The organism is Guyparkeria sp. TX1 (assembly GCF_046523965.1).
In the GTDB taxonomy this organism is placed as follows: domain Bacteria; phylum Pseudomonadota; class Gammaproteobacteria; order Halothiobacillales; family Halothiobacillaceae; genus Guyparkeria.
In genome coordinates this window covers 560,465-576,803 of sequence record NZ_CP144142.1, presented here as the reverse complement: position 1 = coordinate 576,803, position 16,339 = coordinate 560,465, and the positions used below count along the sequence as shown (strand labels likewise).

General features: G+C 66.0%; 15 protein-coding genes. 5 read left to right on the top strand and 10 right to left on the bottom strand.

The window, feature by feature from the left end:
• Positions 1 to 4: 4 nt before the first annotated feature.
• The 8 genes from VWP12_RS02765 to hemH all read right to left on the bottom strand — a co-directional run bounded on the left by VWP12_RS02765 (position 5) and on the right by hemH (position 8,816).
• A complete protein-coding gene (locus VWP12_RS02765; RefSeq protein WP_410474506.1) occupies positions 5 to 2,188 on the bottom strand; it encodes a RelA/SpoT family protein in 2,184 nt (727 codons plus the stop codon).
• Between the two features lie 25 nt (positions 2,189 to 2,213).
• A complete protein-coding gene (gene rpoZ / locus VWP12_RS02760) occupies positions 2,214 to 2,540 on the bottom strand; it encodes a DNA-directed RNA polymerase subunit omega (RefSeq protein WP_125199349.1) in 327 nt (108 codons plus the stop codon).
• A 116-nt stretch (positions 2,541 to 2,656) separates the two neighbouring features.
• The gene (gmk, locus tag VWP12_RS02755; RefSeq protein WP_410474505.1) at positions 2,657 to 3,289 is read right to left on the bottom strand and encodes a guanylate kinase; all 633 of its coding nucleotides are present in this window, start codon (positions 3,287 to 3,289) and stop codon (positions 2,657 to 2,659) included.
• Between the two features lie 302 nt (positions 3,290 to 3,591).
• Positions 3,592 to 4,050, bottom strand: coding sequence for a glycine zipper 2TM domain-containing protein (locus tag VWP12_RS02750; protein WP_410474504.1), 459 nt, complete (start codon positions 4,048 to 4,050; stop codon positions 3,592 to 3,594).
• A 346-nt stretch (positions 4,051 to 4,396) separates the two neighbouring features.
• Positions 4,397 to 5,164 carry an exodeoxyribonuclease III gene (locus VWP12_RS02745; RefSeq protein ID WP_410474503.1) on the bottom strand — a complete coding sequence of 256 codons (768 nt, stop codon included), beginning with the start codon at positions 5,162 to 5,164 and terminating at the stop codon, positions 4,397 to 4,399.
• 186 nt (positions 5,165 to 5,350) lie between these two features.
• A complete protein-coding gene (locus VWP12_RS02740) occupies positions 5,351 to 6,760 on the bottom strand; it encodes a DegQ family serine endoprotease (RefSeq protein ID WP_410474502.1) in 1,410 nt (469 codons plus the stop codon).
• Between the two features lie 154 nt (positions 6,761 to 6,914).
• Entirely contained in the window at positions 6,915 to 7,691 is a 777-nt protein-coding gene (locus VWP12_RS02735) for a competence/damage-inducible protein A (RefSeq protein WP_410474501.1), read from the bottom strand.
• Between the two features lie 12 nt (positions 7,692 to 7,703).
• Positions 7,704 to 8,816, bottom strand: coding sequence for a ferrochelatase (gene hemH / locus VWP12_RS02730; RefSeq protein WP_410474500.1), 1,113 nt, complete (start codon positions 8,814 to 8,816; stop codon positions 7,704 to 7,706).
• Positions 8,817 to 9,032: 216 nt separating this feature from the next.
• Here hemH and trxB point away from each other — a divergent pair, with 216 nt between their 5' ends.
• The 3 genes from trxB to VWP12_RS02715 all read left to right on the top strand — a co-directional run bounded on the left by trxB (position 9,033) and on the right by VWP12_RS02715 (position 11,315).
• Positions 9,033 to 9,992 (top strand): thioredoxin-disulfide reductase, encoded by a 960-nt coding sequence (trxB, locus tag VWP12_RS02725; RefSeq protein WP_410474499.1) that lies wholly within the window; start codon positions 9,033 to 9,035, stop codon positions 9,990 to 9,992.
• Between the two features lie 67 nt (positions 9,993 to 10,059).
• On the top strand, positions 10,060 to 10,416 hold the full coding sequence (locus VWP12_RS02720; RefSeq protein WP_410474498.1) for a hypothetical protein: 357 nt from the start codon (positions 10,060 to 10,062) through the stop codon (positions 10,414 to 10,416).
• Positions 10,416 to 11,315, top strand: a complete 900-nt coding sequence (locus VWP12_RS02715) for a hypothetical protein (RefSeq protein WP_410474497.1) — start codon at positions 10,416 to 10,418, stop codon at positions 11,313 to 11,315. The genes VWP12_RS02720 and VWP12_RS02715 overlap by 1 nt, the downstream gene beginning before the upstream one ends.
• A gap of 22 nt (positions 11,316 to 11,337) precedes the next feature.
• Here VWP12_RS02715 and yfbR read toward each other — a convergent pair whose 3' ends face one another.
• Positions 11,338 to 11,952, bottom strand: coding sequence for a 5'-deoxynucleotidase (yfbR, locus tag VWP12_RS02710; RefSeq protein WP_410474496.1), 615 nt, complete (start codon positions 11,950 to 11,952; stop codon positions 11,338 to 11,340).
• A gap of 56 nt (positions 11,953 to 12,008) precedes the next feature.
• Entirely contained in the window at positions 12,009 to 13,451 is a 1,443-nt protein-coding gene (gene dgt / locus VWP12_RS02705) for a dGTP triphosphohydrolase (protein ID WP_410474495.1), read from the bottom strand.
• A 73-nt stretch (positions 13,452 to 13,524) separates the two neighbouring features.
• On the opposite strand from dgt, the gene VWP12_RS02700 reads away from it, so the two are divergent.
• Entirely contained in the window at positions 13,525 to 14,592 is a 1,068-nt protein-coding gene (locus VWP12_RS02700) for an NAD(P)-dependent oxidoreductase (RefSeq protein ID WP_410474933.1), read from the top strand.
• 152 nt (positions 14,593 to 14,744) lie between these two features.
• Positions 14,745 to 16,307 (top strand): bifunctional phosphoribosylaminoimidazolecarboxamide formyltransferase/IMP cyclohydrolase, encoded by a 1,563-nt coding sequence (gene purH / locus VWP12_RS02695; RefSeq protein ID WP_410474494.1) that lies wholly within the window; start codon positions 14,745 to 14,747, stop codon positions 16,305 to 16,307.
• Positions 16,308 to 16,339 lie beyond the last annotated feature (32 nt).

The window sequence follows — 16,339 nt, the reverse complement described above, 5'->3', positions numbered from 1 at the left end:
AAGGTCAGTGGCGCGAGACGCGCACCACGTCACGCAATTGCTTGATCGAGCGCATCACGCGGGCCAGGTGGATCCGGTCGGTGACGCGCACGGTGATGTCGATGATGGTGAGGTTCACGTCGCGATCGTCGAAGCGCACGTCGTCGATGTCGGAGCCGGCATCCGACACCGCGGCGGCGATGCGCGCCAGGCCGCCACGGACGTTGTTGGCCTGGATGCTGATCTGCGACTGGTATTCGCCGGTGGGCTGCGCCTCCCAGTCGACGGCGAGCCACCGCTCGGGGTGTTCGCCGGCATCGCTGGCATTGGGGCAGCCCTGGCGATGGACGACGATCCCGCGGCCGGTCGACAGAAAGCCGACCACCGAATCGCCGGGCACCGGGTGACAACAGCCGGCGAAGCTGACCACCAATCCCTCGGTACCGCTGATGATCACCGGCGCCTGCTTGGCGCTACCGTCACGCAGGATCTCGTCGGGGTCGAGCTTGCCGGCTTCGGCCTTGAGCAGGCGGACGACCAGTGGGGCCATGCGATTACCCAGACCGATTTCGCGCAAGAGGTCGTTGAAGCTCTCCTGGTGGTACTCGCGCAGGATCTTGTCGATGCGCGTCTCGTCGAGCTCCTCGATGTCGCAGCCCTCGGCCGTCATCGCCTTTGCCAGCAGACGATGGCCCAGGCGGATGGCCTCGGCATCCTGCAGGTGCTTGAGGTAGGCGCGAATGTTGGCCCGTGCCCGAGCGGTGACCACGAACGACAGCCAGCTGGGATTGGGCACCGCGCCCGGGGCGGTGATCACCTCGACGGTCTGACCGGACTCGAGCGGGGTCGACAGTGGCGCGAAACGCCGATCGATCTTGCAGGCCACGCAGGTATTACCCACGTCGGTGTGGATCGCGTAGGCGAAGTCCACCGCGGTGGCACGACGTGGCAGTTCGATGATCTCGCCCATCGGCGTGAAGACGTAGACCTCGTCGGGGAACAGGTCGACCTTGACCGACTCGAGGAATTCCTGCGGGTTGCCGGCCTTCTGCTGGATCTCCAGCAGGTCACGCAACCATTCGCGTGCCCGGGTCTGGGTCACCGAACCGCGGTCGCCCTGGGTCTTGTAGAGCCAGTGGGCGGCGATGCCGGACTCGGCGAACTGGTGCATCTCGTGGGTGCGAATCTGCACCTCCAGCGGGATGCCGTGCGGGCCGAACAGGATGGTGTGCAGCGACTGGTAGCCGTTGGCCTTCGGGATGGCAATGTAATCCTTGAAGCGCCCCGGCAGCGGCTTGTAGAGGTTGTGGACGATGCCCAGCGCCCGGTAGCAGTCATCGACCGAGTCCACCAGTACGCGCACCGCGAAGACGTCGAACACCTCCTTGAAGGACAGGTGCTTGGACTGCATCTTGCGGTAGATGGAATAGGGGCGCTTCTCGCGCGCCAGGCTGTCGGCGGTCAGGCCCTCGTGGGAAAAACGCTGCTCGAAACGCTCCTGGATGCCGGCGACGATCTCCTTGCGGTTACCGCGCGCGCGGCGCACCGCCTCGCTCAGGATGCGGTGGCGCAACGGGTGGAGCGAGGCGAAACCGAGATCCTCGAGCTCGTGCCGGATGGCGTTGAGGCCCAGCCGGTTGGCGATCGGCGTGTAGATGTCGAGCGTCTCGCGCGCGATCCGCCGGCGCTTGTCCGGGCGCATCACGCCGAGCGTGCGCATGTTGTGCAGGCGGTCGGCGAGCTTGATCAGGATGACGCGCACATCCTCAACCATCGCCATCATCATCTTGCGGAAGTTCGCCGCCTGCGCCTCGGCCTTCGACTTGAAGCGGATCTGGGCGAGCTTGGAGACGCCATCGACCAGGTGGGCGACTTCCTCGCCGAACTCGGCGACGATTTCGTCGTGGACGATGTCGGTGTCCTCGACGACGTCATGCAGGATGGCCGCGACCAGGGTGGCCTCGTCCATGCGCAGGTCCGCGAGGATGTGCGCCACCGCGATCGGGTGACTGATGTAGGGTTCGCCGCTCTTGCGGGTCTGACCGGCGTGCGCCTGGGCACCGAATTCGAACGCGGTGCGAATCCGGGCAATGTCCGCCTGGTCGAGATACTCGGCGAGGTGCTGGGCCAGCGGGGCGAAGAAGACGTCGGTCAGGTGCGACTCGGCCGTCGCGGCGACGACCGGTGTCCCTGTCTGCCCGCTCTCCATCGGTGCCCCGACCCGGCCCTTGGGCTCAGGCCTCGTCGCTGGTGGCCGGCGTGGCCGGGCGGGCCGGTTCGGCGCTTTCGTCGGCAAACTGGGCCAGCTCGGCGCGGATCTCCTGCTCGGTGATCTCGGAGCGAGACAGCGTGATCTGCTTCTCGATCTCGTCGATCCGTGCGCGATCGATCTTGCCCTCACCCAGCTCGCGCAGGGCGATCACCACCGGCTTTTCCTTGCCCATCGGCACCAGCGGCTCGGCGCCGTGCTCGATCTGGCGGGCGCGCTTGGCCGCGGTCAGTACCAGCTCGAAGCGGTTGGGGATCTTTTCCAGGCAATCTTCTACGGTTACGCGTGCCATTGGTGTCTTAGCCTCGGTATACAGGTTGGACGGCCCGGCCGTCAGGGGACGACCGGGCCGTATCGCGGTTGGGTGTCTTTTCGACCGAAAAGACGTTTCTGGCCACTAGTTTACGGTCAGTCGGCCTCGCCCAGCAAATCGGCGATCAGCTCGGGCTGCCGTTCGCGCTGTCGATCGGTCTCAAGCCGGGCGGCGGTGAACAGCGCGTCGAGCTCATCCAGCGCCTGCTCGAAGTTATCGTTGATCACGAGATAGTCGTACCAGTGGCACTCGCTCATCTCGCGGCGGGCTTCCGCCAAACGCCGCGCGATCACCTCGTCGTCGTCCGAGGCGCGATTGCGCAGGCGGCTTTCGAGTTCGGCGCTGCTGGGCGGGAGAATGAAAATGAAGATCGCCTCGGGAAACAGCTTCTTCACCTGCGCCGCGCCCTGCCAGTCGATCTCGAGGATCAGGTCGCGGCCACGCTCGAGCTCCTCGCTGATCGCCGCCTTGCTGGTGCCGTAGTAGTTGTCGAACACCTTGGCATGCTCGACGAAGGCCTCCTGGGCCAACATCACCTCGAACTGCGAGATATCGACGAAGTGGTAGTGCTCGCCGTTGATCTCGCCGTCCCGCCGCGGGCGGGTGGTGTGCGAGACCGACAACGCCAGCTCCGGCCGACGTTCACGCAGCGCCTTGATCAGGCTGGTCTTGCCCGCCCCGGAGGGCGCCGAAATCACGAATAGCTGTCCACGCGGCGTTGCCGTCATCGTCTCTCCGTCTGGTTTACGTTCCTCTAGGGAACCTCTGCACGAATGCCATGCCACTCTGGCCTGTCGAGCCGTTCGTGATCAAGGCGCGTCGTCGCCGGCGTGCCGGTGGTCACGTCAAGACGACGCAACACCGAGCACGAGCGGCTCGTCAGGCCCCGCAGGGCGCGTCTTGAGCCGGGCATCTGCTGTGTTGTCGTCCTTGGAAAGGGAACGGACCCTTCCGCAGCGGACGAACGCCTTGCATCTGCCCGGCTCAAGACGCGCAGAGCGGTATGGCATTCGTGCAGAGGCTCCCTGGCTCAGCGTGTCACGCGGGTGGTGCCGTCACGCGCCTCGATCACCCGCACGCGCTCGCCGGGCTGGAAGGATACATCGGTGGCCTGCACGATGCTGACGGTCCGACCGTTGTCGAGTCGGACGGTGATCTCGTAACCCGCCTGTCGGGTGATGCCTTCCTCGGCAGCCGAACCGGCCACGCCGCCCAGCAGCGCGCCGCCGACGGTCGCCAGCGCGCGACCCGTGCCGCCACCGACCTGGTTGCCCAGGATGCCGCCGGTAATCGCGCCCGCGCCGGTGCCGATCGGGGTCTTGGTGCCCTCGATCTGTACCGTGCGGATGTTCTGGACCGTGCCGTAGTAGACGGTCTGCATCTGGCGTGCCGAATCGCGCGAGTAGGCACCACTCGAGAGGCTGCTGGCGCAGCCGGACAGAAAGGCCAGGCCGACCACGGCCAGCACCAGGGTCATCCAGTGTTTCATGTGGAACCTCCGCACGAATTGACGAGTGATGGGAAAAGTATAAGTCAGATGCGACGCGCACCGCAGGGTTCCCCAGGGAAACTCCGCACGATTCGATGGTGTCTCTGGCTGGCGGGTTTGTTCGCAATCAAGGCGCCGAGCCGAAGGCGGGCTCATTGCCCGGCGAGGGACGGCAACGCCGAGTGCGGGCAAACCCGCAAGCCCCGCACGGGCGGGCCGCCAAGGGCCCACTTGCGGTGTTGCAGCCCTTCTAAAGGCCCCGCCATTCACGGCGGACTGAGCCTTGCAACTGGGCCCTTGGCGGTCCCGCAGAGGCACTATCGAATCGTGCGGAGTTTCCCTTGGCTCAGCGATAGTCGATGATCAGCGGGGCGTGGTCGGAGAACTTCTCCTCGCGATAGACCTGCACGTCGGCCAGCCGCTCGCTCAGATCCGGGGTGACGATCTGGTAGTCGATCCGCCAGCCGACGTTGTTGTTCCAGGCATTCGCCCGATTCGACCACCAGGTGTACTCCGCGACGTCCGGCTTGAGGGTTCGGTGGGCATCCACGAAGCCCAGGTCGTCGAACACGCGATCGAGCCAGGCGCGCTCGTAGGGCAGGAATCCGGACTTGTTGCGATTCGCGCGCCAGTTCTTCAGGTCGATCTCGCGGTGGGCAATATTCCAGTCACCGCAGAGGATCAGCGAACGTTCCTCGTCACGGACCCGCTGCAGCATGGGCAGGAAGGCCTCCAGGAAGCGATCCTTGGAGGCCTGGCGATGATCCCCGGCCGACCCCGAGGGCAGGTAGAGCGAGGCGACGGTGAGATCGCCCAGGTCGAACGCACAGTAGCGGCCCTCGGCGTCGAACTCCGCCAGCCCCATTTCGGTGGTCACGGCCTCCGGCTGGATCCGGCTGTAGATGGCGACCCCGCTGTAGCCCTTGCGCTCGGCGTCGACGTAGCGGCAGTGGTAGCCCTCGGGCCAGAAGGCCGGGTCCTTCTCCAGCTGCCAGGCCTGGGCCTTGGTCTCCTGGATGCAAACGAGATCGGCATCCGCCGTGGCCAGCCAGTCGAAGAACCCCTTGCGCGCCGCGGCGCGGATGCCGTTGGCGTTGAAACTGATTACCCGCATGTGTTCGTCCAAATGGATGGATTCTAGCAAGGTAAATTCGAATCAAATCGGCCATCCGAGCAGCCGCCGAGAACAAAAGTGCAAAAAAAACCCCGACCATCGGGTCGGGGCAGCGGTTCTTCCATGAGGAGCCATTCAATGAGAGTGGTTAGCCGGTTAAAAGTTCCTCCGGCCGAACCACGGGTTCTAGTCGAGGTCGACCGCCAGGAACAGCGGTTGACCGCGGCGCAAGAGGCGAATGGCAACCGGGCGGTTTTCCGGTGCCGAGGACAGCGCCTCGACAAGATCCTGCTCGCCGCGCATCGGGCGACGATTGACCTCCAGCAACACGTCCCCTGGCTCGAACGCCCCGGCAAACGGCGAATCTCCGGCAACGGATTCGATCTCGATGCCGTAGCGCACGCCGAGGCTGCCACGATCGCCCTTCTCAAGCGGCGCGACGGACAGCCCGTACGACGACAGGGCGCCGCCACCAGCGGCCGCCGAGGCATCCAGCTCGGAAAGCACGACCTCGAACTGCATTTCCTCGCCATCACGGATCACGGTCACCTCGGCCGGCTCGCCCACCGGGGCGGCGCCCACCAGCCGCGGCAGCTGGCCGGAACGCCGGACCGGCTTGCCGTTGAACTCGGTGATGATGTCACCGGACTCGAGCCCCGCCTCGGCCGCCGGGGTATCCGGCTGAACCTGGGCAACCAAGGCCCCCTGCGTGTCGTCCAGACCGAACGAGCGGGCCAGTTCGTCGGTGACCGGCTGGATGATCACGCCGAGGTAGCCGCGCCGCACCTCGCCGGTGTCCTTGAGCTGCTCGGCGACGTTCATGGCCACGTTCACCGGGATCGCGAACGAGATGCCCATGTAGCCGCCGGAGTTGGTGTAGATCTGCGAATTGACGCCGATCACCTCGCCATCGGCGTTGATCAGCGGGCCGCCGGAGTTGCCCGGGTTGACCGGTGCATCCGTCTGGATGAAGGGCACGTAGGTCTCGTTGGGCAGGTCACGGCCGATGGCCGAGACGATGCCGTGGGTGGCCGAATGATCCAGCCCGAACGGCGCGCCGATGGCCAGCACCCATTCGCCCACGTCGACCTCGTCGGAGTCGCCGATGGTCACGGCGGGCAGGTCCTCGGCATCGATCTTCAGCAGGGCAATGTCGGTACGGCGATCCTCGCCTATCAGCTCGGCGGGGTACTCCTTCTGATTGTTCAGGCGAACACTGATTTCGTCCGCTCCACGGACCACGTGGGCGTTGGTGATGACGTAGCCATCGTCACTGATGATGAAACCCGACCCCAGCGACTGGGCCGGACGCGAGCGCGGCATCGGCTGCTGCGGCATCTGCTCGAAGAAATCGCGCAGCATGTCGCCCATCGGGCCCGGCGGGAGGTTCGGCATCTGCGGCAGTTGCCCCGATTGGCTCGACTGCTGCCCCTTGGTGACGGTGTTGATGTTGACCACCGCCGGGGCGTTGTCCTTCGCCAGCTTGGCGAAATCCGGGTACTGCGCCTGGGCAGGCGCCCCCAACAGCAACATCGTCGCGGCGAATGCGACCGCAAGAAGCGCGGTGGCTCGGCGGGTTGTCACGAATGCCATCATCGACCAACTCCTATTCCGGTTCGGAATCATGCGAAAGGTAACAGCCAAGCCCCGGATCAAGGCTAAAGGGACCAAACGAGAAGGGGCCAGATCGATGAGATAGGGCTGGCCGCATGAAGTTCAAGTTCAATCCCCCCGGCGGGACGGATCCGCCTCACCCGGGGCGCTGCGAATGCACCGTGATCTCGCGTTCATGCAAGGCGGCGACCAGCGCGGTCATGGCCCGCTCGACCTCCGCACGTTCCCCCTTGAAGCCCAGTTCCAGCAGCCGTCGTTCGGTCGAGAGCACCGGCAGGCTGAACAGCCGCAAGGCCGGGTGGGCCGCACAGAACGCCTCCATCAGGTCGACCAGCTCGCTCTCCGGGGTGTCGATCAGCCAAAGCGATCGCTCCACGTAGCCCGCATCCCCGAGTCCGGCCAGCGGGCCGGCAAGGATGTTATCGAGCATCGCGTGCGCCATCTCGGGGAAGCCGGGCAGGAAGAAATGCCGTTCAATGGCAAAGCCCGGCACGCGGTTGAACGGGTTGGGTACCAGTTCCGCGCCCTCCGGCAGGTCGGCCATCAGGATGCGCTTGGGGTGGGCGCCCTCGCCGAACTGCGACTCGATCAGTGCGGCGGCCTCGGGGTGGCGCACCAAAGATCGCCCGAAGGCCTTGGCGGCACAGGCCCGAGTGAGATCGTCGGGCGTCGCGCCGATGCCGCCGAAGCAGAACACCGTCGCGCCGTCGGCCCGGCTGCGACGCAGCAGATCGATGATGGTGATCTCGCGATCAGGCAGGAACTGCGCCCAGTCGACCACCAGCCCGCGGGCCGCAAGGCGCTCGGTGACCGCCGCGAGATGCCGGTCCTGCCGGCGACCGGAAAGTATCTCGTCGCCGATCACCACCACGCCGATGCCGGCAAGCGCTCCGTTGCCAAGACCCTCGTTCATCCCGGACGCGCTCTACTGTTTCGCCCCGATCTTCAGGGCGTTCTCGCGCACCCGGTCGCGCTCGCGCTGGTCCTCGACGGCATCGAACTCGCTGTGCTCGACCCAACCCTGGGTGTGCTGACGGACCAGGCGGGCCAGCGCATCGAGGTGATCCCCCCGGTCGTTGAGCGCCGGGATGTAGTGATAGGTCTCGCCGCCAGCCTCCTCGAAGTACTCGCGGTTCTCGTCGCCGATCTCCTCGATGGTCTCGAGGCAGTCGGCCGAAAAACCCGGGCAGATCACGGCGATGTGCTTGACGCCTTGGCCGGGCAGGGCCTTCAAGGTCTCGTCGGTGTAGGGCTTGAGCCATTCCTCGGGACCGAAGCGCGACTGGAAGGTCACCATGTAGTCGTCCTCGGACAGACCCAGGCGTTCGGCGACCAGCCGCGAGGTGACGTAGCAGTGGCAGTGGTACGGGTCGCCGTTGAGCAGGTAGCGCTTGGGCTCGCCGTGGTAGCTCATGATCAGCTTGTCGGGCTTGCCGTGCTCGTCGAAATGCTCCTGGATGCTCGCCGCCAGGGCATCGAGGTAGCCCGGGTCACGGTGATACTGGTTGATGGTGCGCAGCTCGGGCACCCAGCGCCAGTGCATGAATTCGTCGAAGACCGCGTCCAGCGTCGAGGCGGTGGTCGCCCCAGCGTACTGCGGGTAAAGCGGCAACACGACCACGCGCCGGCAGCCGGCCTCGCGCAGTTCGTGCAGGGCCGAGGGCACCGACGGGTTGCCGTAGCGCATGCCGAGTGCCACGGTCACCGGGCCGGCCATCTGCTCGCTCAACCGCTCCTGCAGGCCCTTCTGCTGCGCTCGTGCGATGGTCAGCAGCGGCGAGCCCTCGCCGTGGTGATCCCAGACCGAGCGGTAGGCCTCGGCGGATTTCGCCGGGCGGGTGCGCAGCACGATGCCGTGCAGGATCGGCCACCACTTCCACTTCGGCAGCTCGATCACGCGCGGATCGGAGAGAAACTGCTTGAGGTAACGACGCAGCGCCGGCGCCTCCGGCGCGTCCGGCGTACCGAGATTCAGCAGCAGTACCCCCAGTCCTTCCGCACTGCCGTGCTTGTAGTCCGGTTCACCTTGGTAATTCATTCGATGGCCTCAACATTTTTCGACGAGTATCCTACAGTCTGGACGTGCTCGGCCGACGCACCAACACGCGTCGCCGAACCCGAGACCGGGTCAATCCCGGGTCATTCTAGGCAAACCAGTCACACGTTGCCGGACCGGATGCTTTCACGCCGATCCGGCGGTCGCCGTCACGCCGGTGACCCTTACACCGAATAATCACAGGAGTGCTCCTTCACCATGGCCGACAGCAACACCCGCCACAGCAAACTGCTCATCCTCGGCTCCGGCCCCGCCGGCTACAGCGCCGCGGTCTACGCCGCACGGGCCAACCTCGACCCGGTCCTTATCACCGGCATGGAGATGGGCGGTCAGCTGACCACCACCACCGAGGTGGAGAACTGGCCGGGTGACCCGGACGACCTGACCGGGCCGGCGCTGATGGATCGCATGAAGGCGCACGCCGAGAAATTCGACACCGAGATCATCTTCGATCACATCCACACCACCAAGCTCGACGAGCGCCCGTTCACGCTCACCGGTGACCAGGGCACCTACACCTGCGATGCCCTGATCATCGCCACCGGCGCCTCGGCCCGCTATCTCGGCATCGAGTCCGAGCAGGCCTTCCGCGGCAAGGGCGTGTCGGCCTGCGCGACCTGCGACGGCTTCTTCTACAAGAACCAGACGGTCGCCGTGGTCGGCGGCGGCAACACCGCGGTCGAGGAAGCGCTGTACCTTTCCAACATCGCGGCCAAGGTGCATGTGGTGCACCGTCGCGACCGCTTCCGCGCCGAGGACATCCTGATCGACCGCCTGATGAAGAAGGCCGAGGACGGCAACGTCGAGATCCACTGGAACCACGAGGTCGACGAGGTGCTCGGCGACCAGATGGGCGTCAACGGCCTGCGCATCAAGGATAACGACGGCGAGACCACCGATCTCGAGCTCTCTGGCGTGTTCATCGCCATCGGCCACTCGCCCAACACCGGCATCTTCGAGGGCCAGCTCGACATGCCCGGCGGCTACATCAGCGTCAAGAGCGGCACCAACGGCAATGCCACCGCGACCTCGGTCGACGGCGTGTTCGCCGCCGGCGACGTCATGGACCACGTCTATCGCCAGGCCATCACCTCGGCGGGCACCGGCTGCATGGCCGCCCTGGATGCCAAGGCGTTCCTGGAAAAGCTGGACGACTGATCCCGACCGATCATCGCTTCATCCGGCCGATCGGACGATCGGCCATCACGACCGAAGGAACACCGACATGGATCCAACCATCGCCGCCTACATGGTGCTACTGGCACTCGCGCTCGGCCTGACCGGCGCGCTGCGTGCCGAACGGGAACACTGCGGCCGGGGCCTGCTAATCGTGACCACCCTGGCCGGTTTCCTGGTGGTCGCGGCCGTCAGCGCGCTGCTGACCTCGCAGAGTGCACTTGAACTGGTGTTGTCGACTGTCGCGGTGTTCTTCGGCGCCCAGTCGGCGGCAACGGCCTTCCTGCTGCTGCGCCAGGAGATACACGCCGAACCGGCGGACGAGCCCGACGAGCAGGACATGCTCGACGAGGAGGACCGCGAACAGCAGTTCGCCCATGAACGTGCCGGCAAGGAGGTGTCGTGATGGGCATCGGATTGATGATCGACAATGCCGGCTGGTTCGCCCTGGGGCTGGTACTGATTACCCTCTCGGCGCTGACCCACCCGGGGCGCCGCCGGGTCTGGATGTGGGCGCTGCCGCTGGCGATCCTGATCGTGCTCGCCGGCGCGCTCTTCCCCGGGGCGGCCGGCGATCTGCCCAGCATGGGCTGGAAGGCCTGGCTGGCGATCGCCGCGCTGGCCTTCGGCGTGGCCGCCGCTCCGTGGTATCGGGCCAGTCGCGACCAGGACACCCGCCTGATCGATCTGGTGCGGGGTGCAGCGATCGTCCTGATCGGCAGCGGCATCACCATTACCCTGCTGGGTGTGATCGGCTGGGAGCAGACCACGCTCTACCTCGGCGCCTGGGATCTGCGCCTGGCCGCGGTGCTGGGCATCTTCATCGGTGTCTGGACCGGCGTCACCGGGCTGATCCACTGGCTGCGCCTCAAGGGCACGTTGCGTGCCTCGAACCGGGGCTCGCGCAATCAGCAGATCGCTCAATGGGTGGTGCTGGCGATCATCGGGGTACTCGGCGTGATCGCCGTCGCCTACCCGAAGGTGGCCGTGGCGCCATTGGTTCTACTAATCGTGCTCGCAATCGAATGGGCGGCCCTGGCGGCCCTGTCCCAGCCGCACGAGGACCTGTTGCGCATCCAGGCGCGTCACGTCGGCCTGGTGGGTGCGGCCATCGTCACGCTCGGCTACGTGCAGAGCAGCCTGTTGCTCCTGGTGATCGGCGGGCTGGTGGTTGCCGGCTCGATCCACTTCATCAAGCGCCAGGGCGCCTTCTGCCAGATCTCACGGCGGACCTTCTACGACGACGAGACGGAGGACGCCACCGCCGAGTCGGAGCCAAACGAGTCGACCAGCTCGGCGAAGTGATCGCGCCCGGGGTTGCCGGGGCTCAGTCGTGGCTCAGGTCGTCGAGGGTCAGCTCGAAGGCATCGACGAACTGCTGACGGAAGAAGGCCACCGCCGGCAGGTCGGTCATCTCGTCAAGCTTGCCGTACAGGAACTCCTCGGCACGGCGGAATTCCTGGTTGCCGGCGGCCCGCTCCTCGATGCACTTGAGGTAGGCCGATAGCGAATCGGCGGCCTTGACCAACCGCAGTACCTTGGGCTCGATACGTGCGCTCTCGATCACCTCGGCGAACGATTCCTGCAATGACTCGGGCAGCAGGCCGATGATCTTGCGCTCGGCATGCGCCTCGAGTGCCTTGTAGGAATCCCGGATGTCCTCGCGGAAGTACTTCACCGGTGTGGGCAGGTCGCCGGTGATGATCTCCGAGGCATCGTGGTAGAGCGCCACGCTGACCACCCGGCCGACATCGTTGTCCTCGCCGAATTCCTGGTTGCCGATTACCGCCAGCGCGTGGGCGATCATCGCCACCTGCAGGCTATGTTCCTGGACGTTCTCGCTGCGCGTGTTGCGCATCAGCCCCCAGCGGTAGATGTACTTCATCCGCGAGAGGTAGGCGAAGAAGTGGCTTTTTTCGGGGCTCTGGTCGGAATCGCTCATCGGGCTCCTGGCAATTTTCTGACAATCATCAAAGGCTAAGCGGGTAGTCGCCACTCTCAGGCCTGCGTGGACGGGCGGAAACCCACCTCGCGGAATTCCTCGAACAGGCTGACGGCGAAACTGTCGGTCATCCCCGAGATCATGTCGGTCAGCAGTTGCGCCTCGCGGTAGCGGATCGGCATCGGGTTGCCCGGTGACTCGAACACCCGCCGGTAATTCTCCGAGATGCGCTGATAGATGTAGCCGGCCAGCGGCGTGGACCGCGGGCTGGCCGGGTCATCGCGATCCTCGCGGCGGGTGATCGCGTACCAGAAGGCATCCATCAGGCCGTGGATGACCCTCAGGCCGGTCAGCTCGACGCGCAGCACCGACTTGTGCCGGTAGGCGTGCTGCCAGTTGCAGGCCTTCAGGGCGGCCAGCAGGCGCCCGCCGCGCGAGGCATCCACCAGCTCCTGCTCGAAACGGCCCTCGGCCATGGCCGACAAGGAGTCGATGAACACCTCGCCGATCGCCTCCATCAGCGCCCCGATCGCGCGGATGCGGAAGGTCTGCATGGAGATGTCGTTGAGTTCGTCCGGCGAGAGGCGCTCCTGACGGTAGGCCTTGTGCTCGGCGGCCGCCGCGTCGCATACCGCCGTGACCACCGGGTCGTCCGGCGCCTCGTGGCGCAGAAAGGCGATGGTATCGGAAAACGACAGCAGCCCCTTCTTGACCGCGTCCTCGGCATCCAGCACCGAGTAGGCGATGTCGTCGCAGGCCTCCATGATCCAGGTCAGCGGGTGGCGCTGCCCGGGTGACAGGCCCGTGCCGGCCCAGACCTCGTCCATCAGCGCCCGTTCGGACTGGAAATAGCCATGCTTCTTGTGGGTGACGCGCGACCGGTCGATCTCGTCGCTGGCCGCCGGGTACTTCACGAGTGCGGCCAGACTCGCCAACGTCAGGTTCAGCCCGTAGTCGTCGTTGATCAGCTGGAGCTTGGTCAGCAGGCGCAAGGTCTGGGCGTTACCCTCGAAACGCAGGAAGTCCTGCTTCATCGCCGGGCTCAGGGCTGGTTCGGCATCCAGCACCTCGGCACGGTTGATCTCGAACCAGCGCGCGATCGCATCCTCGCCCTGATGACCGAACGGCGGGTTGCCCAGATCGTGGGCCAGGCCGATGGTGGCCAGCAGGGCGGGGACATCGCGCAACGCCTCAGGCAAACCCGCGGCCACGCCGTGATGGAAGACCAGATCGATGCCCACCGAGCGGGCCAGGTTGGCCACCTCGTGCGAATGCGTCAGCCGGGTGCGCACGCTGTCCGAGCGATCCAGCGGGAAGACCTGGGTCTTGTCGGCCATGCGGCGCACCGGGGTGGAGAACAGCACCCGGTCGTAATCGCGCTCGATGGCCGTGCGCGTCTGCGCCGGCACGGTCGCCAGGAGGTTGCCCTGCCCGCTGCGGGGGCGGCGGCGGTCGGAATTGAGCCAGCGGCGCCAGTGGCTGTCGAGATCCTGCCTCATCACGATTCCTTGAGGGGTGGCCAGGGAATAGTCGGAACACGGGGCCGTCGGAGCCGGAAATCACCACCGGGTTCTGCTAGCCTCCTTAGGCCGAAACGGGCCGGTAACGACACGAAAGCAAGGCCCGAAGGTTCGCGATTCCACCAGTGGCGACAGGGAAACGAACGACCGCTGGCGCAAGCATAACCCTATACCCGCCGCAATCCACCAGACGACGGAGCGTGCCCCGCGCGATTGTGGCGAGAGAACGACCGCAGCACAGAACATCGAAGAGGGCACCGTCATGAACACCACGATCGGAATGATCGGCCTGGGGCTGATGGGAACCGCCATGGCCCGCCGTCTCGCAGAAGCTGGCTGGGCGGTGACCGGCTTTAACCGCCACCCACGCGAGATCGAGAACATCCCCGTCGCCGCCAGCCTGGCCGATCTTGCCGATCGCGCCGAGACCCTCTGGATGATGGTCAGCGACTACACCGCCTGCCGCGAGGTAATCGACCGACTGGGCGAGGCCGGCATCCGCGATCACGTCGTGATCAACAGCTCGACCATCGCCCCGTCGGAATCCGCCGAAATCGCGCGCCGGGTCGAGGCGCTCGGCGGCGAGTACCTGGAGGCCCCCGTCCTCGGTTCCATCCCGCAGGCGCAAAGCGGCACACTGCAGTTGTTGTTGGGCGGTCCCGAGGCGCTGATCGAACGCCTTGATCCGCTCCTGCGGGCGCTGGGTACGCCGACCCATTTCGGGGCGGTACGCAGTGGCGCCGCCGCCAAGCTCGCCTTCAATCAGCTGATCGGCTCGCTGACCGCGGCCTTCTCCATGAGCCTCGGGCTGGTCCAGCGCGAGGGGGTCGATGTCGACCGCTTCATGGAAACCCTGCGCGACTCGGCCCTCTACGCGCCGACCTTCGACAAGAAACTGGGCAACATGCTCGACCATTCGTTCGACAAGGCCAATTTTCCACTCAAGCACCTGCTCAAGGACATTCGCCTCTTCACGCGCAGCGCCGCCGGACAGGACATCGACACCCACCTGCTGATCGGCCTGCAGCACGTGCTGGAAGAAGGCATCTACGCCGGCCACGGCAATCACGATTATTCGTCCCTCTACGAGAATATCGTCCGCCACGGCACCACGCACTGATCACTCGGGAGACCGGCGAACGAGCGGGTCGTGGGTTGCAGCAAGGGAGCCTAAACACCTCCGGGCCAAGCGGGTACAATGCGCGGTTTGCGCACCGCCCCGTCGGGCGGCTGGTGCGTTTCGAACCCATCGCTGAAAACACGGATATCCCCATGAGCCATCATGCCGTCAAGCCGCGCCGCGCCCTGCTGAGCGTTTCCGACAAGACCGGGATCCTGGGCCTGGCCCAAGGTCTGCACGCCGCCGGCGTGGAACTGCTGTCCACCGGCGGCACCGCCCGTCTGCTGCGCGAGAACGACGTGCCGGTGCGCGAGGTCAGTGACGTCACCGGTTTCCCGGAGATCATGGCCGGGCGGGTCAAGACGCTCAACCCGCTGATCCACGGCGGCATCCTCGGCCGTCGCGGCACCGACGACGAGGTGATGACCACCCACGGCATCACGCCGATCGATCTGGTGGTGGTCAACCTCTATCCGTTCGCCCGCACGGTGGCCGACCCCGACTGCGACCTGCCCACGGCGATCGAGAACATCGACATCGGCGGCCCGGCGATGGTGCGCGCGGCGGCCAAGAACCACAACGACGTGGCGATCGTGGTCAACCCGGCCGACTACGAGGTCGTGCTCGGGGAGATCAACGGCGAGGGCATCTCCATGGCCACGCGCCAGCGTCTGGCTGGCGCGGCCTTCAGCCATACCGCCCAGTACGACGGCATGATCGCCGACTACCTGGGGCGCCAGTTCGAGGAAAGCGCGTTCGCCCCGACCTGGCACCTGCCCCTGAACAAGTCCATGGATCTGCGCTACGGCGAGAACCCGCACCAGAACGCGGCCTTCTACGTCGAGCCGAACGCCGCGCCGGGCACGCTGGCCCGCGCGCGCATCGTTCAGGGCAAGCCCCTGTCGTTCAACAACCTCGCCGATGCCGATGCCGCACTCGAATGCGTCAAGCAGTTCGACCGCGCCGCCTGCGTGATCGTCAAGCACGCCAACCCCTGCGGCGTGGCGACCGGTGATGACATCACCACTGCTTACGATCGCGCCTTCGCCACCGACCCGACCTCGGCCTTCGGCGGCATCATCGCCTTCAACCGTCCGCTGGACGCGCACACGGCGCGCAGCATCGTCGAGCGGCAGTTCGTCGAGGTGATCATCGCCCCCGAGATCGGGGCCGAGGCGGCCTCCGAGCTGGCCGCCAAGCCGAACGTGCGTGCGCTGGCGATCGATGACTGGTCGGTCAAGCCGGCTCCGGGCATGGACTTCAAGCGCATCGGCGGCGGGCTGCTGGTCCAGGACTTCGACCACGGCGTTGTCGGCGCGGATGACCTGAAGATCGTCACCAAGCGTGCGCCGGACGAGGCGGAGATCCAGGATCTGCTGTTTGCCTGGCAGGTCGCCAAGTTCGTCAAGTCCAACGCCATCGTCTACGCCAGCGGCCAGCAGACCATCGGCGTGGGCGCCGGGCAAATGAGCCGGGTGTATTCCGCGCGCATCGCCGGCATCAAGGCGGCCGACGCCGGGTTGCCGGTGGAGGGTTCGGTGATGGCATCCGACGCCTTTTTCCCGTTCCGCGACGGCATCGACGCCGCGGCGACGGCGGGCATCAAGGCCGTGATCCAGCCGGGCGGCTCGATGCGCGACCAGGAAGTCATCAACGCGGCCGATGAGCACGGCATCGCCATGGTGTTCACCGGGATGCGCCACTTCCGCCACTGATCCTGGCTTGTCGATCCGCACACGAGAAGGCC

Bases quoted from the DNA above. Each gene is read 5' to 3' on its own strand.
- trxB (WP_410474499.1), top strand. From the start codon at position 9,033: ATGGCCGACAGCAACACCCGCCACAGCAAACTGCTCATCCTCGGCTCC.
- VWP12_RS02735 (WP_410474501.1), bottom strand. From the start codon at position 7,691: ATGAACGAGGGTCTTGGCAACGGAGCGCTTGCCGGCATCGGCGTGGTG.
- VWP12_RS02715 (WP_410474497.1), top strand. From the start codon at position 10,416: ATGGGCATCGGATTGATGATCGACAATGCCGGCTGGTTCGCCCTGGGG.
- purH (WP_410474494.1), top strand. From the start codon at position 14,745: ATGAGCCATCATGCCGTCAAGCCGCGCCGCGCCCTGCTGAGCGTTTCC.
- VWP12_RS02750 (WP_410474504.1), bottom strand. From the start codon at position 4,050: ATGAAACACTGGATGACCCTGGTGCTGGCCGTGGTCGGCCTGGCCTTT.
- rpoZ (WP_125199349.1), bottom strand. From the start codon at position 2,540: ATGGCACGCGTAACCGTAGAAGATTGCCTGGAAAAGATCCCCAACCGC.
- yfbR (WP_410474496.1), bottom strand. From the start codon at position 11,952: ATGAGCGATTCCGACCAGAGCCCCGAAAAAAGCCACTTCTTCGCCTAC.
- hemH (WP_410474500.1), bottom strand. From the start codon at position 8,816: ATGAATTACCAAGGTGAACCGGACTACAAGCACGGCAGTGCGGAAGGA.
- VWP12_RS02740 (WP_410474502.1), bottom strand. From the start codon at position 6,760: ATGATGGCATTCGTGACAACCCGCCGAGCCACCGCGCTTCTTGCGGTC.
- VWP12_RS02745 (WP_410474503.1), bottom strand. From the start codon at position 5,164: ATGCGGGTAATCAGTTTCAACGCCAACGGCATCCGCGCCGCGGCGCGC.
- dgt (WP_410474495.1), bottom strand. From the start codon at position 13,451: ATGAGGCAGGATCTCGACAGCCACTGGCGCCGCTGGCTCAATTCCGAC.
- VWP12_RS02765 (WP_410474506.1), bottom strand. From the start codon at position 2,188: ATGGAGAGCGGGCAGACAGGGACACCGGTCGTCGCCGCGACGGCCGAG.
- gmk (WP_410474505.1), bottom strand. From the start codon at position 3,289: ATGACGGCAACGCCGCGTGGACAGCTATTCGTGATTTCGGCGCCCTCC.
- VWP12_RS02720 (WP_410474498.1), top strand. From the start codon at position 10,060: ATGGATCCAACCATCGCCGCCTACATGGTGCTACTGGCACTCGCGCTC.